Annotated in this window: 9 protein-coding genes; 4 read left to right on the forward strand and 5 right to left on the reverse strand. The window is 58.6% G+C overall.

Annotated elements, in window-relative coordinates:
* Nucleotides 1-965: 965 nt before the first annotated feature.
* The gene (hemN, locus tag BJ6T_RS37705; protein WP_014497827.1) at nt 966-2,303 is read left to right on the forward strand and encodes an oxygen-independent coproporphyrinogen III oxidase; all 1,338 of its coding nucleotides are present in this window, start codon (nt 966-968) and stop codon (nt 2,301-2,303) included.
* Between the two features lie 408 nt (nt 2,304-2,711).
* Here hemN and BJ6T_RS37710 read toward each other — a convergent pair whose 3' ends face one another.
* Complete coding sequence (locus BJ6T_RS37710; RefSeq protein WP_011084803.1) at nt 2,712-3,230, reverse strand: hypothetical protein; 519 nt, start codon at nt 3,228-3,230, stop codon at nt 2,712-2,714.
* A gap of 413 nt (nt 3,231-3,643) precedes the next feature.
* Here BJ6T_RS37710 and BJ6T_RS47740 point away from each other — a divergent pair, with 413 nt between their 5' ends.
* The 3 genes from BJ6T_RS47740 to BJ6T_RS37720 all read left to right on the forward strand — a co-directional run bounded on the left by BJ6T_RS47740 (nt 3,644) and on the right by BJ6T_RS37720 (nt 6,627).
* Complete coding sequence (locus tag BJ6T_RS47740; RefSeq protein ID WP_161170727.1) at nt 3,644-4,000, forward strand: hypothetical protein; 357 nt, start codon at nt 3,644-3,646, stop codon at nt 3,998-4,000.
* A 507-nt stretch (nt 4,001-4,507) separates the two neighbouring features.
* Complete coding sequence (locus BJ6T_RS37715) at nt 4,508-6,115, forward strand: carbohydrate porin (protein ID WP_223153702.1); 1,608 nt, start codon at nt 4,508-4,510, stop codon at nt 6,113-6,115.
* A 131-nt stretch (nt 6,116-6,246) separates the two neighbouring features.
* The gene (locus BJ6T_RS37720) at nt 6,247-6,627 is read left to right on the forward strand and encodes a transposase (protein ID WP_011084799.1); all 381 of its coding nucleotides are present in this window, start codon (nt 6,247-6,249) and stop codon (nt 6,625-6,627) included.
* A gap of 7 nt (nt 6,628-6,634) precedes the next feature.
* Here BJ6T_RS37720 and BJ6T_RS37725 read toward each other — a convergent pair whose 3' ends face one another.
* The 4 genes from BJ6T_RS37725 to BJ6T_RS37740 all read right to left on the reverse strand — a co-directional run bounded on the left by BJ6T_RS37725 (nt 6,635) and on the right by BJ6T_RS37740 (nt 15,171).
* A complete protein-coding gene (locus tag BJ6T_RS37725) occupies nt 6,635-7,270 on the reverse strand; it encodes a hypothetical protein (RefSeq protein ID WP_014497829.1) in 636 nt (211 codons plus the stop codon).
* A gap of 2,215 nt (nt 7,271-9,485) precedes the next feature.
* A complete protein-coding gene (locus tag BJ6T_RS37730) occupies nt 9,486-10,430 on the reverse strand; it encodes a hypothetical protein (RefSeq protein ID WP_014497831.1) in 945 nt (314 codons plus the stop codon).
* A 2,183-nt stretch (nt 10,431-12,613) separates the two neighbouring features.
* Nucleotides 12,614-13,654 carry a pectinesterase family protein gene (locus BJ6T_RS37735; protein ID WP_011084794.1) on the reverse strand — a complete coding sequence of 347 codons (1,041 nt, stop codon included), beginning with the start codon at nt 13,652-13,654 and terminating at the stop codon, nt 12,614-12,616.
* A 218-nt stretch (nt 13,655-13,872) separates the two neighbouring features.
* Nucleotides 13,873-15,171: a glycoside hydrolase family 28 protein gene (locus BJ6T_RS37740; RefSeq protein ID WP_014497833.1), complete on the reverse strand. Its 1,299-nt coding sequence runs from the start codon at nt 15,169-15,171 to the stop codon at nt 13,873-13,875.
* Nucleotides 15,172-15,603: the final 432 nt, after the last annotated feature.

The raw sequence follows: 15,603 nt of genomic DNA on the forward strand, positions 1-15,603 counted from the left end.
TTTTGTGACGGGATGATCGACGCCTCACCAGGCGACTTATGTGGAACCGAATCTGGAGGTCCATCGCATTGATGCGACGCCAATGAAGACTCGCTGCATAGATATGCGATCTGGCCGATCAACAGCTGCAACGGCGTTATCAGAAACAAAACGCCTCAACCGATGAAGCAGAATAGAAAGTACAGCAAATCGTTCCGAGCTCGCGTTTGCCATCAGCACGACGTCCAACTCGTTGTGAGTTAGTGACATGTATTTGGATCTGAACGAGACGCCGGCGAACCAAGGCGTCCCGACGCACTTTGCCGGGGGCGTGAAGTGCGCCGGGGCCACCCCAACATCATCAGTACATCCGTGATGATGCTTGCGGCAATGAGACAAGCAGCGTGGCGGAATTGAGGCTCATTGATTTTATGCTGGAAACCAAAAAAGTTTTTCGTGAGCTGCTACAAAAGACTTGAATCGCACGCAGCGTCACGTGCTGCAATCGCACATCGCACATCGCGCTCTGCTCTAGCAAGTCACTTATCTCCGTGACGCTCCGGCCTTGAACGGGAGGCATCCGTCGATTGCGGAGCAACCACGTCGGCCTTTCCTCGGAAGTCCAGCAACAAGCTCAGCTGCCCTGCTGAGGTTTTAAGATCCCTGTTTCCGTCGCAAAAAGGCAGCACGCCAGGGGGAATGCGGAAACGACGCTGCCCGATGAGCGATTGATACTGCGCACGGCTAGTCGCGGTACACCGCGCTAATTCGAGCGTCCTCGTAGAAATTCATATGCCACCATAAACGTCCGAATAATTGCGGACGAGCGGCGCTCACTTCCAGGCATGAACCCCAACGCTGCGTTTGGCCGTGACGTCGAGAGCAGGCCAGATCTCAGGAACCGTTAGACGCGTTTGACATAACGCAAAGACATAACAGTGGGCATCGGTCAGCTTTATGCCGCTCGACCATGAGAAAGTTAGGCTTTGCAGACGTCTCTCCTGAACAAGTATTGCGACGCTCGCCTGCCTTGGTACACCATATACCCGACCGTGCCGGATTTCTCCGCGACCGTCGGTGCCAAGACTTGTGAGACATGGTTGAGGCGGCTGCCGCCCGACGATCCCGTGTCGCTATACATCCACGTTCCGTTCTGTCGTGCTATCTGTTGGTATTGCGGCTTCCCTACAAGCCTCACTCGCAGCGAGCGACCGATCCGCAAGTACTTGGCGACGCTGCATGCCGAGATACGTTTGGTCGCAGAGCAAGCGCCTCGCGCGCTGCCGGTAAGCGACGTGCATTTCGGCGGCGGGACGCCGACTACTATTGCACCGGCCGATTTTCTCGCCTTGATGGCACTCCTGCGACGCTGCTTCGCGTTCAGCAAATCAGCTACCATCGCCATAGAAATCGACCCACGTGCGTTCACGGCCGAGATGGTTGAAACATTACAAGTGGCCGGCGTCAATCGCGCGAGCATCGGCGTGCAAAGCTTCGACGGGGTGGTTCAGAGGTCGGTCAACCGCGTCCAGAGCGAGGTGCAGACGGCGTCTGTCGTCGAAAGCCTTCGCCAGCATGGGATAAGCCGCATCAATTTCGACCTCCTCTTCGGACTGCCGCATCAGACGGTGCGATCTTGCGTGGACTCTACACGGACGGCTCTGGCCATGCGGCCAGACCGGCTTGCAGTTTTCGGCTATGCTCACGTCCCCTCCTATATGAAACGTCAGCGCCAGATCGATGAGACGGCGCTGCCGGATAATCTCGCCCGCGCCGAGCAAGCCGCGGCTATCGCAGATACGCTGGTCTCGGCTGGCTACCGCCAGATCGGGCTCGACCATTTCGCCCTGCCCAACGACGAGCTCGCGCTGGCGCAGAAAGCCGGTCAGCTTCGCCGCAACTCCCTGGGCTATTCGGCTGATACCTGCAAAACCGTGATCGGCTTAGGTCCGTCAGCCATCGGCCGTCTGCGTGAGGGTTACGTTCAGAACGAGAGCGCAACCGCTTCCTATCACCAACACATTCAGGCTGGTCGTCCGGCAACCTCAAAAGGCTACTGCCTCTCCCCCGAAGATCGCCTCCGCGCCGCAATTATCGAGCGTCTGATGTGCGATTTGCAGGCCGACGTACCAGCGATCTGTGCTGCTCACGGATTTGATCCAATTCCTCTTCTCAATTCGGCCGACCGGCTGGGAATGCTCGCCGAAGACGGGATAGTGGACATTGAAGGGGGATTCATTCGGGTCAAGCAGGAACACCGGTTTCTCGTTCGTGCTGTTGCTGCCGCATTCGACACCTATCTCGACCGTATCCCTATTAACTAAGCCGCGCATGTGAGCAGATCTCAAACATTTAAGCTCTTCGCGACGGAATGATCTGAAGAGGCACCTCCGGCAGACAGGCCAGATTTCGAGGATGCAGCGGCGGTGTCATGACAACGATCTTTCAGATATGGCCTCAAACCGGGAGGGCTGACTAAAGGGAAGCTGATTTGAAGGAGAAGCGCAGCGGATTCCGCCGTTCAGGGCCACGGCTCGATCATGCCGAAAGGGCTCTGCCCCACCTCCCCTTGACTGCTCTTGATGATGGTGACGGCCTCAGCGACGTGCCGCTGGAGACGCCGGCGCCCGCACCAGCTTCGGGAAATTTACGGCTGGAGGCAGCTTTGCGAAGCTACGGTCCACCTCCTCGAGCACAGTTGGACACTCGACGACGCCTGCAGCGTCCCAGACTCAAGGCTCGGCTGTCTTCGGTCCGGCGATCACTGGCGCGCCTCCGACGGAAACAGGTCCCTGTGGTTTGGACCGCCCGAAGCGTTTCCTGGCGGCGCTCGAAACAGCCCGGGCTGGCGACAAAGGAGGCTCGGAAGCAGCAGAAGGGACAGGTGTTGAACTCTGCAGCGCATCGATCCGCGAAGTCAGTATGGTGATCTGATCCAGGACCCCTTTGAGGACATCCCGCTGGGCATCGATCCGGCGGTTGAGTTCTGCGATCTCATCACCATTTTTCTGCTGTGCCCACTTTATCTCGGACAAGGATGCCCTGTCCTCCGGTGGCAGGCTCATCGTTGAAGCGACTTCGCTGCTTTCCGGCGTCTCGACAGGCTCTTCAAGGTTAGCCCAAAGCCAGGCGCTAGCAGCACACGAGCCGACGAGGATAAGCGGGAGCACCAAAACCGGGAGAATCCGTCTTGACGGCCCGTGCAAGAGCGGCCGCAAGTCTGAAGCGGCCGCTTGATCAATCAAGTCCATTGTCCCTCGCTCAAGATCTCGTTCCAGCAGGCTTATTTTGTCGACGCGATAGCTCGCGATGCTCCCGCGTTCCAGGAGCTGCCAGCGTCGACAATAATCAATCTTGGTGAGCTTCCCGATCGGCTGCGCCTACTCCTATGAAACGCTCCTTCTTGAGCAACGCGACAATTTGCGCGCGTTCTCAATGATAGCGCCACCAGCGAGCAATGGTTCTCGTCGTAGTCGGCGATGGCGCAGCATTCTCTCATCATTCAGAAGAACCTTGCAGATTTTTTACCGTGCCCCGGCACGAATGCAAACCGTCCACTGATTCCTGCAAGTGTTCGATGGAGCCCCGCCTCACGCATTGCCCAGACCAGCAACCTCGTCTGGGACGCGCCACGTAAGCGCCACGGCTGATCGGCCGAGCCGCAATGGCGCGATTGGACCGGCAAACATTGCACCTGATCAACTACCAGTTCCGGCAGGTTGTTCGAGATGACGGGCACGTGGCAAGCGTAACCAACGAACGCCGCGCACATCAAGGTTTTGGATGCAAGACAGGTTTTGCCGCGCCGACGGCAGAAAGCAACTGCTCGCCGATATCCGCCAAAGCTGCTCGATGGCTGATTCCTCCGGTCCCCTGGGCTATCACGTTGGATGTTGTGGTGTGGTTGCCGCGCGCGCAAATCCAAAAGCTCTTCGGCCTTCAAGCCCGCCGATCGTCTCGTGTTTCGCTGACAACGATACCAATGAAACGCTTCGTGAAGCCAAGCCTCTTGCACGGCTAGCCTTGCTTTCGGGTGGCTGCCGTTTGGTCCAGAAAGCCGCCTTCGATGCAGATGCGCACCACCGCCAGACTCGCCTGACGCACAGTGAGCAAGGTGGACATTCGCAACGCTTTGGCGGCCAGGACAGAACGCTCCGCGCGCTCGTGAGCATTTGCCGAGCCAGCGCTCTCCGCTGGCTCTGGGCGCACCGGCGTCACGCACAACCAAAGTTTCGGACCAGATCATCCTCGCGCCGCGAGCTGAGAGGTTCAGGAAGCCTGAGTGGCTCTGTTCGGATAGATCGAGTTCTGGCTCGTCCCCCTCCCCCACGGACGCGAAACGACAGCCGCGATGCCGCTTGCTCGTCATTGCGAGGAGCGCTGGCGACGAAGCGATCCAGACTGCCACTGCGGGGGGGTCTGGATTGCTTGGCTGCGCTTGCAATGACGATGTGGAAGCAGGCGCGTGCCACACGCCGCCGCGAGCTCACTTCGGGCCAATCAGGCCGCATATTCATGGCCGGCAGACATGGACCCGAACTACGCCATGCGTGATTGCCTTCTTGCGACGACCTCGCCCCGGACATACTCGGCTACGGCAGCACTTTCTTTCAATTTAAGACCAAGGGGCAAGCAATCTGGGCTTGCTATCGCACTTTCGCTAGCGGCTTGTCTGGTCGGCAATCCCGTACTGGCACAAACCGCGAGCGGACTTGATCCTAGTAACCACCCTGTGGATCAGGCCAGCAAAAGAGGAAAGACTTCCGACCGGGCCGCAAAGCTCCCGATCGACCTGATCTGTCAGGCAATCCGCCCTCCTGCCCCGGCGCGAGCAGCAGGTCCCGGAGTGCCTTTGGAGAAGCGCGGCAATGCGGACAGGGCTGCTCAGACGAGACCGCAAAAAACGATCGATCCCTTCCAAAGGTACGACAATCTGCGTGAAAAAGGGTTGTGGTTCCCCATCCCTGGTCCTGCAGATACGATTGATCAGGACAAGGGGGGCGTTAGATCTGCGCTGGCGGACGTCGGCATCGGCTATATCGGGTGGACACATAACTCCTTTGCAAGCAACCAGCTACCGCATGCAGCCAGAAGCACTATCGCAAACCAGCTCTATATGGGCCAGAATCCGACTTTCGCGTCGGCGAACTTCATGATCGTCACCTACGATCTGAGCCGGTTTGGCATTGCCGACGGACAGATTGTCGTAGGGGCCGAGCAGCAATACTGGACGTGGGATCGCCCAGGGCCAGATCGGGTGGGACTCAATACGCTCGCCTACTACCAGACTTTCTTCAACAGGACACTAGAACTCAAACTTGGCTACCTCAGAAACCAGAATGAATTCACCGGCACATTGTTCGGAGGAATCACAGGATCGAACATGTCTGCCTTGTTCCAGGCTGGGATGAGCACCAATGCCGCGCCCACGCCAGCGGCCAACTTGAAGTACAATTTTGACGCTCGCTTGTACAACAAGGTCTCCGTCCAGCGCTCAATCAGTCCAGATGGTGCCTATGCCCATATAACCGAGAATCCCACCGGCTTGAAATGGAGCACGGCCAATGCAGGCATCCTTCTTGTCGAAGAAGCCGGCTACAAGAGCAAGGCTGCTCCCGGCGTACCCGACACGTGGCTGCGGGCGGGCGTTGGTTTGAACAGGAGCCGCTACACGAATTTGGCGGATCCCAAGCAACAAAGGGAGAGCGGAAATAATTTTCACTACATCGCTGCGGACAGGCAGCTCTGGCAGAGTGACGCCCTTGGGTCGCCGTCTCGCGGCATCTACGGCGGCTTCTCCGTCATGGGAGCTCCACCTGAGCGCAACAGGATCAGCCGGTATTACGAGCTTCGTCTTTATGCAAAGGGACCTTTTGATAGCCGGCCCAGTGATCTGATTGCTCTCGTGGCGACCAACACGGCCTGGAGTAAGCTTGCAGTGGATGCTGCTCTGGCAAAAGGCCAGCTTGCGCACCGCGATAGCACAGCAGTCACGGGAACATACATCGCGCATCTCGCTCCGGGGATATATGCAAGCGTCGGACTGTCATACATTCATTACCCGACAATCATCACACACACGCCCCAAACGGAACACGCGCTCAATCTGTTGATATCTACGTTGATATTCTTCTGATCATCGCAAGCGCCGTTCTGCTCCGACGTTATCGTGACGCATGGGACCGAACCCTACCACGGCAAGTCGGCTAAGCGTGACAGAAACGAGAGCGCGACCTTCGACCGAGCAACGAGCACCACTTTATCGGCATGGGGAAGGACCTGGACGATCGTAAGCTCGGGGGAAACCAGCGAGCGGAAGGCATGGAGCAAGGGCGAATCGCGGGCATCGATTGCGATTCTGATCTTATGACCTTATTCGCGCCCGTGAATTCCGCAACCTTCACCAAAGAACCCAATTGCATGAGACGAGGCGGTCTCGCGGGCGCCGGCATCACCGCGTTGATGAGCCGCGAGGCCGTTTGCTACGACAATGCCCCGATGGAGAGCTTCCTCCATACACTGGTTCGTCATCGCAACCATAACCGCGCCGACGCCCAGCGCATTATCTTTGCTTTCATCGAGGGCTTCTACGAGCCGAACCCGGCTCCATTCCGCAATCGATATATCGCCCGATCGAGATGGAGCTAAAAGCCGCTTAAACCCCTCCACTCTTTCGGGGAAGATCAGACTGCCCTAAATTTAGAGCCGAGTCATCTGGATCGACGGATACTGGCGACGGTATGGATTGATCATCGAGCAATCGCCAAAGCTCCCCTGGAGAGAATTGCTCTAGATCGAAACTAAGCCCTTCTGGACCGGCGGAGAACGACGGGGCAGGGTGTTGGCGCAAGTCATCCTGCAAGTCCTTTTCTAGTCGCTGAAGCTCCTCTGAGGGGACGGAGACGGGGGACGGCATGGATTGATTATCAAGCAATCGCCGAAGCTCCCCTGGAGAGAATTGCTTTAGATCGAAACTAAACTCTTCTGGATCGGCGGAGAACGACGCGGCAGGGTGTCGGTGCAACTCGCCCTGTAAGTCCTTTTCCAGTCGCTGAAGCTTGTCCGAAGGGACGGAGGCTGGTGACGGAATGGGTTGATGATCAAGATGATCCAGCACTTGCAAAAGCTCCCACTGATGAAGCTGCTCGGGATTGATCGCGACGTGCCCTTGGACGAAAGCCGACGGGGCGGGTTGATCCTCCTGCCCGTCCCGAAGCTCCTCTCGCCGACTGCTAGCTTCGTACGAGGCCCTGTGCTGTGCAGCGGCGTCGCCGATGAGCGTCGGTTCCATCAGTGCCGCGCTTTCGGGATGGATGGGGGCCACGTTCGGGGGCGGGCGCGACCGCTCCGTTGGCGTACGATGACTTCGCCCGTCGACCGAAAGGTGCGGAGATGGTCTAATGCTACAAGGAGGATTTTGGGATTTCCCTTTCCGACGAACTCGTATACGTCACCGCCATTGCTCAGCGACTTATTGTCCTGCCGAGCAACAATGCTCGGTCTGCGTTTTGCGAAGAGCCAACGGCTAAAGCTAAGAAGAGCGCCTGCATGTTGCTTCGCCCCACCGGCGACCATCCCGCCTTTGATGAGAGCCTCCTCAAGCCTCAAGATTTCGGGAGCATCCTCGGATAAACAGGCCGCTTGTCCAACTGATGCCCCCGTACCACAATCCCAGTTGATTGAGCCGGCTGCATCGCGGAGGCTGCTGACATTGCTCCACCACCGCCTGAATTGGCGAACTCGCTCAGCTGCTGCTCAATGGCAACGCCTTGCGGACTTTTTAGGGCCCTTGGCCTCTTCGCTGCTCTCAACTCAGCTGTGTTACGCTCATCGTTGATGAGGACCTCGCTTGGCAAGAGGTTGCTCCTGGCAAGTGCACTCATCGGCTCGGCCGGGGACTGCTGGTGTAGCTAGACACATTGGTAGAGGGCCTACCGCGTGGCCCACCGTCAGGGATCGCGTTATCGGCTTCGCGCACCTCGTTTAATTGCTGCTCAAAGTCGTCTTGCCCGGATCGGTCGGGTTGATGCTCTTGCGAGACCTGTACCGCGGCCCGGCAGTTACGTCAAAATTGTGCGGTTCCACATTAGCCTCTCGTCATGAAATCAATTGAGCTAGTCCTACTATGAACAAACTTTCGAGAATCTGACGAGCCGTCGCCCGCGGCTCTCAATCGTCGCGCAACTTCATGCCGAAATCCTCGACTTGCGCGCCACCGGTCTGTCGCCGCGCGGGATCGCGCCGCAGATCGCCATGAGCGTGAGGACTATCGAACGCTGGCTTGCTGCGGGCGGTGAGCCTGAGCGCCGGCGGCCGCCCGCACACTCTGTCCTCATTGATCCTTTTCGAGATTATTTGGGAAAAGCGCTGGGAGGAAGCTGACCTTAGCGATTTTTATCGCACCAAGCTCGCTTTCATCGGCTTCCCAGGTCCAGTGGGCACTTGCACTCTGCTCCCGAGCGGACCAGGTGTTTGCAACGCAGCGCGAGGGGCCTTTGCATAGCGCAATAACTGAACTGGGCATGAGGCCTTAAGCTATGCAGGTTGCGAAATACCGCGCCCGCCGAGGAATTTGGGCGGCCATCAGGAAAAGCCTTTGTCAGCAAACTTTCGTTTGGTGGCCAAGTTCTTGGCGCTTGGCCATCGCCTGCGCTCGGCGCCGGTGCTCCCTCGATCAGGAATGCGTTCGATCTGTGGTAGCTGCGGTTTTCAAGACAAGAATTGGCGGACTATGTGAAAGGATCAGGGATGCAGAAAGCATGTCCGGGCACGCACCAAATTGGTAGAATCGCTTGGCAGATTCTACAAAGAGGAGGCTGGACGGTTCAGGCCGTGCCCCTGCAACGGATCCATCGCCTGCCAACAGCCTCGCTATAGAACGCCTTACGCGAGCTGCCCCGCCGAAAGCTCGATTGCAGGCCCTGCTGCCTCTTCAGCCACGTTCAGGATAAATGCGTACGCGCTGGCGGCCTTCGCTCTCCACCAATTCACCCCTGTAAGGCACTCCGCGGATCTCGAAATAGGTTGGTTGGCCCGCCCGCGGCAAGATGCCTTGGCCTTCCAGGGCGCGGACGAGGTAGGGCGGAAGGAATCGATCTCGGTGCTCCCATCCCCGCGGATCAGATACCCAAGATCAACGGGCCCCTCACCGGATTGCACGGCTGGCACGATCGGCCGGGGACGATAGAGCGACTGAGACGGGCCTGGTTCATCCGGCTGGCTCACGCGGGGATGATGGATCAGGCGAACATCCCTGCGGCCTCCTGGTCCACCGTAGCCGAAAATAGCGCTCCCCATTGATCACAAACTGACTTGGCCCGAACTGGTTTGGCAGCAGATGCATATTTCCCAATACATCGATCAACACGACTGAAGCCGCCTGGGAGCCGTGGCGCCAGCCGGCGCCAACGATCGCTCCTATATCCCGCAGCTCCGGAGCCGCCCCCGGCGGTCCTGCGAACGACGAGGCGGCTGCAAATTCAGATGCTGGCGCAGAGCGCGCATCGTCACGCAAGTCGTGGGGTGTGGGGTGGATCCAGATCAACGAAGGAGTCGAGACCGCCGTAGATGTTTGACGATCGAGGCCTCACGCACGACGGCGATGCGGAGTCTTGCATCTGTTGCCCGAGCCAGGCCCAGGCTCCCTGGCTGGGGGTGGCCGGTGTAGCAGGAAGCTCGAGCGGCGGATGAGCTTGCGCGCCCCAGTGCGGCGCTGGCTCTGGTGAGGCGGGTCCTTGGATCTGCTCGCCAAGCCAGTTCCAGGCTCCGGCGCTCGGCGTCGCCGGGGTTGCGGGAAGCTGCTGCGACGAACCGGCCTGCCAATGGCTGGGCGGCGCTGGCATCGATATGTTGGGCCCGTGGATCTGCTCGCCAAGCCAATCCCAGGCGCCCGCGCTCGGGCTAGCTGGCGTTGCGGGAGGACCCTGCAGTGCATGCGGCTGTCGAGCAGCTTCCCAAGAAGGCTGGCCCGGATCCTCAGGAGGCCTCAATCCAAGCGCCCTGTTCGCCTCCAGGATTTGCTCGTATCCGCCAAGTTTGACCAGATCAGCATTGATCTTCTTGTCGTTGGTTTCGCGCCTGTACTCCTCGAGATCCCGGACAAACGCGGGGGTGGAAAGTCGGCCGGCCATCGGTGGCCTATCATGGGTCCGCAGCCACTCACTCAGCTTAGACATGCGGCGAGCTTGCCTGTCGATCGTCTTCGGCTCGATCCTGCGTGTTGCCTTTTCCGCCGCCGCCCACATGTGGATGAGGGTTGCGTCCGCGCCGTGAGGAGCCAGTCGGCGGAGATCAGGCGCCAGGGCGTTTCCGGCACCGACCTCACGGAGCTTCTTCAAGGCCGCCTTGATGCGCGTGCCGCGGCGGCCTGCGTACCTGTCGACCTCCTCATCGAGCTCAGCTTCCAGCTGGTGGTTTTCCACCTCCGGATTGTCCTGCTGCGCGTTTTCCAATTCCCGGCTATTCGATCCGCAATTGAGGGCCTGCCGTGCTCGCTCAGGAGCACGCTCAAATGGCGCAAATCGGTTGCCGCATTCTTGATCGTGCCGTCGGTGAGGTTACCCGCCGCCTTGTTTCGGAAATCTTTAATGAGCTCCTCATCGGCCGCAGGGACCCCGCGCGTCCGGCCCGGCTGCCTCGCATAATCAATTCGTAAATTCGTCGAAAAGACGTCAGATTGCCCAGCGTCGCGCGACGAATTTTCACTGCTGCTCCGGCCAAGCGCCTTGCCGATTCCCGACTTGAAGCGTGACCATAATCTGCGGCTTTTTCCGCTTTTGGCCGACGCGGCAGACTCTGCGTCCGGAAAGCTTTAGCGCGCGCTGCTGAACAGATCATCTCGCAAACTAGACTGCGGCACTTGCGTCGCAGCGGTAAGCTGAAAGCTGGGAATGTCTACGCTCCGGCGCGTGTCGCCTAGCGCACTCTCCCTAAAAGTGGAGTGCGGCGGCGCCCGCATCGAACCGCCGAAATCGTCCCGCCGGACTGCTCGACCACCTCCTGCGGGAGGCCGATCAGGTGAAGTTGACTTGCTTTGATCAGACGGATCGAGATGCAAATCCTCCATACGCTTCTCAAAGTCGCCTTGCTCGCTTGAGTCGCCCCGTCGCTGACCCGCCCGCCCCGGCAGCGCGGCGTACTCCCGCATCCAGGCTCCTGAATCGAAGAATGGGTCAACCGGATCCATCCTGCTCTCCTCATGTTTGTAGAGACCCTGCAGCAATCCGTACGGCCTGGATTACGGCGAGATTGCAGCTCTTCAGATTCTCGATTGTTGTAGCCGCAACCTTTCAAGAAGCTGACGAGATCAGGATATTGCTGCGCGCGAGACCGGCGTCGCATCGGCACCCGCCTGACGACGGACGGAGTTGCTCCAATTTTATCGCACCTCTTCGCCGGTTTCGTGTTCGAGCTGACGAAATTGGTCGACCGATCTAACAATGGATCGCCGGTCGATCGTGCGCCGAATTCAAGCATCACGGCGGGACTTACATAGCCGCTACCGTCTCCAATGGATCATACGTGACGTGCATCTTGTCGTCCTTGGCATCAATTTTGGTAGTGAGCTTGTCCTATTGCAGGCGTTCATTGATGACGCACAACGTCTTTTCCTTGACGCAGACCGGAGGCGTTCTCGCGCGTTGGCACTTTTGCTTTGACTGCGGTTCTGAGGGACCAAATTGTCCACCGGGTCCGGAGCTGTTGCTCGAATGCCGTATGTGAGATCCACGTCGTACGAGAAACGGCGAATTGCGCCGTAAGCCTTCGAAAGGGACGTTCCGCTCGGAGACGAGATTCTCGCCCAGTGGCGACGAGCGCGTTCAGGCATCAAAACGACCCCAAACATTCTTTTTCGAGAAGATGTGCAGGGCGTCCTGAGTTCGCAGCAGTAACGGTGCCTGGCAAGCCAAGTTGGCAATGAAGATCCGGCAGACTTCGATTCGCTCACTTCAATCGGGCTCAGTCTTTGACTGAGGGACCGCAAGGCTTCTCTTGCAGTCTCGGGACCGCCCCGCTCGAGCGCGCACGACCTCACCTGCACGACGGCTTGGCCATCGTAAGCTGCCAACGCGGTGCATGCTTGAACTCCACAACTTGCTTGCCAAGATGGAGCTCGCGGAACGCCCCCGAAGTCAAATAAACCTGCCGAACAGTCTGCGGCCTCGTCAACCGAGTTGGTTGGCTGAGGCAGCGCCTCCGTAACCGATGATTTCGCCGCGGCGCGCCTTGGTCTCCTCAACAACTTTTCGACCGACTGAGCTCTCGTTCCGAAGCAACTTTCGACGGGGCGCAGATAGGCGCCCTCGCCTCGCGCACGGGAATTTTCGTCGCTCACCGACCGAACGAATATAGCCGCGAAGCATCAGCCCACTTCGCTCTCCGGAGATCTGCGCAAGGCGCTGAACAGGCAAATCAGCCGTTCCCGAGCGATGACGACGTGCTGACGTGACGGTCCGTAGAGCTTGCCGACACTGATCCGCCAAAACGGACAAGATGATCTGCGAGCTGAAGCGGGCGCATGTGGGTGGACGGCGAACAGATGAGATCGTCGCGCCGGCCCCCTTTCCGTCGGTTTGGCTCCGGCGGCGGTTGGGTTGCTGTACAAGACTCTCCATCACAATCAGGCTCGCTCCCCTCATTCATCCGAGGATCGCCGTGGAACCCCTTCACCGTGAACATTGCTCTTTGTTCGAACCTGATGGTTCGTGGGCAGCCAATCTGTGACACCCGCGAAGAACACTCTCAGCGACCATCTCGCAGCTTCGCCATCTTTCAGTTGATGGGAATGAGGCTCGCGGCCTGATGGGTTAGCACCGATGCCGAAGGATCTATATTCGGCATAATAGCTCGTGCTCAACTTGTTGGTCTCGCCGGGAGCCCATTCGCGCCAGCCTTCCGCAATCACTCGTGCATCTATCTTTGTCGACAGGAAGACCACTGTGGCGTAGGAGCGCCAGGGGCGGCCAAGCGCGATATAGCGCGCAGCAGGGTCGGCACTTAGCCTGCAATGATCAAAAACATAGCCACTGTCCTCATCCGGCGTTGCCTTGCTCTGAGCGGTATAGATGACCGCTTGATTGGCGATGCCGTGCAATTCACATTGCCGGAACCAGACCTTGGCGTTGCCAAATATGAAATCGACATGCCCTTCGATGTAGCAGTTCGAGAAGTATTGTCGTGACATTCTACCGTTTGGTCCCTTGCCGGCAAACAGCGTGTCCTGGGCGCCGAGCAGGCGGACGCGCGTAATGACGTCCCTATCTCCGGTAACGGACAGCGCTACCGCCTGCGAAGGTGGATTGGCCGGATTGAGGGCATAGTCGTTCTGAATGGTCAGATTCTCGAGCCGGAAGTCATCGCTAGGGGCATCCAGCGTCGCCGAACGGGCCGTTCCTCCTACATTGACCGCGCCGTCGCCATACACAATGACCGTATCCTCCGGCTTGTTGCCAGTCCCTGCGAGATGAACACCGGATTTCGTGATTTTAACCTTCTCGCGATAGATGCCTGGCGCGATCCGGACGTTTCCGCCTTCCGCCGGCAATGCGTCGATGGCTTGCTGCACGGAGTGATAGTCTGCATTTCCGGCATGCGACACCAACAGTGGATGAGCGTACGCCGCGGCGATGCAGAAACATCCCGCCAGAAGTGCAGCGGAGGAAACGAAAATTCGCATGTGATCTTACACTTCGTTTCTCAGCGGGATAGCCGTCGCGCATCGACACAAGATTTTCATCGCCAAATCAGAACCTGCGTCACCTTGACATTTCCGGCCCTGCAAAACTGTCGGCCAATAGCAACCAACTCGGGACATGAGCCCGACCTTCGTCAACACCAGTAATCTTGGCCCCAGATGCGGAACTCACCACCTGAGTTCGGCGCCGCGTGTAGTGCTTACCGATTGCCGTCGCGGAATGCCTTGGAACATACCTCCGATCCGCGCAGCGGCGGTTGTGTAGCTCGTCCGGGCAGCGGGGGCCATACGTCAGAGTGATTTGCGCTGACGTTCGCATGTTCAAGTTGCCAAGTCGCGGAATTGGCAAATCGAACATCTTCGAGTGTCACGTCCAGGGCATGCCGCTCGTCTATGCCGCGCATCAGCAGCACACCAGTGTCGCCATGCACATGACGGAGAACGATTTGCCGATAGACCGGAATCCTCGTGCCTTGAGCGCGCGGATCATATTTTGCATCGAAAGCCAGCGGCCACCGGTTGCCCCTCAGGCACACGTACTCATAAGTCACGTTCTCGACCAGACCGCCTCGACCAACATCGCTCTTGATGCGCAGGCCCGACGTCGTACCATCCAGTGTCAGATTACGCACCAATATGTCTCTGGCCCCGGAATTCACCTCGCTGCCGATCGACATGCCATGCCCCCAGCCGAAATAATTATCAATGATCGAGATATGGCTGCTTGAACCATTGTCGCCGGCCTTGATTGCGACGTTGTCGTCACCCGTACGGATCCAGCTGTGGGTGATGGTCACATCCTGACTGGCGCCAAGATCGATGCCATCGGTGTTGCGGGCATCCGCCGGCGAATCGATCGTGAGGGCCCAAAACGTGGCACCTTCAACCCGGTTCATCGCGACATGAAAATTGGCAGCGTTGCGCAAGGTGACACCAGAGAACGTGATATCCTGCGCATGATCGACCTGGATCAAGCGTGGGGCGTTCTGATTGCCGCCCTGGGCTTGGGCGCGGCGGGCTAGCTGCCACCAGGTTTCCGCGCCGCCGCCGATCAGCGCGCCGCCCTGACCATCGATGATGCCCTCTCCGTAGATACCGCCGCCGCGCGTTTTAGAAAAGCTGATGAATGGCCGGCAACCGTCGCCCTTTTCCGCAATGCGACCACATTGCCCGAGGCCCTTGTCGTAAGCGGCAGGTTCGGGGATGGCGATCAGTGTCGCACCGCGTCCGACCCATAAGGTCACGCCCGATTTCATCTCGAGTGGACCTGAGTGAAACTCGCCGCGCCCGAGATAAACTGCAGCGCCATCGGGGCAATGTTCAATGGCCTCCTGTAGGCTAACTGTATCGTTCTTGCCGGAAGGCACAGGGCGATCACAGACCGTATCAGGTGCAACAGGTTCGGCGATAGTCCGGCGGTCTTGCGCTTTTGCGGCGGGGCCGACAACCATGGAGGCGAGTATGGACAATAGGGCCCAGTTGCGAAAACGCTTTGTCATTGACCTGCTCGTGCTTTTGTCACGCGCATCATTGTCGCGTGCCTTTTCTGGTATTGAGCGCTGGCTTGATCGAGTCGCCGCGTGCGTCACTGGCGCGCACAAGATGACATTTATCCGACGCAGTAGACGCCTGGACTTGAGATCGCGCAGCAGCACCTTGCCTATGCGCGAAAAAGATGAAGCGTTTTGCGATAGTACGAAAATCCAACAACTTCGTAACGTCAGCCTGCTCACACTGATTGAGCTCCCAACCGGTCCCCGATTTCATTTGTGCAACTCCAATTGCGCGTGAGTCCACGCAGCCTCTCGTCCAGGATCGGTGGGCAGTGAGTATTCGGGAAAGCTTTCGAGAAGCTGACGAGGCTACGGCCGGCACCGGATCGCATTCGCACCGGATCCCCTCTTCCTGGTGTCTCACGAATTTTTAGATGA

The sequence above is a fragment of the Bradyrhizobium japonicum USDA 6 genome (assembly GCF_000284375.1).
Classification (GTDB): domain Bacteria; phylum Pseudomonadota; class Alphaproteobacteria; order Rhizobiales; family Xanthobacteraceae; genus Bradyrhizobium; species Bradyrhizobium japonicum.

Excerpts from the sequence above, each read along its gene's own strand:
- BJ6T_RS37725 (WP_014497829.1), bottom strand. The coding sequence starts at position 7,270 with ATGGAACCGACGCTCATCGGCGACGCCGCTGCACAGCACAGGGCCTCG.
- BJ6T_RS47740 (WP_161170727.1), top strand. The coding sequence starts at position 3,644 with ATGGCGCGATTGGACCGGCAAACATTGCACCTGATCAACTACCAGTTC.
- BJ6T_RS37715 (WP_223153702.1), top strand. The coding sequence starts at position 4,508 with ATGGACCCGAACTACGCCATGCGTGATTGCCTTCTTGCGACGACCTCG.
- BJ6T_RS37740 (WP_014497833.1), bottom strand. The coding sequence starts at position 15,171 with ATGACAAAGCGTTTTCGCAACTGGGCCCTATTGTCCATACTCGCCTCC.
- BJ6T_RS37735 (WP_011084794.1), bottom strand. The coding sequence starts at position 13,654 with ATGCGAATTTTCGTTTCCTCCGCTGCACTTCTGGCGGGATGTTTCTGC.
- BJ6T_RS37710 (WP_011084803.1), bottom strand. The coding sequence starts at position 3,230 with ATGGACTTGATTGATCAAGCGGCCGCTTCAGACTTGCGGCCGCTCTTG.
- BJ6T_RS37720 (WP_011084799.1), top strand. The coding sequence starts at position 6,247 with ATGGGGAAGGACCTGGACGATCGTAAGCTCGGGGGAAACCAGCGAGCG.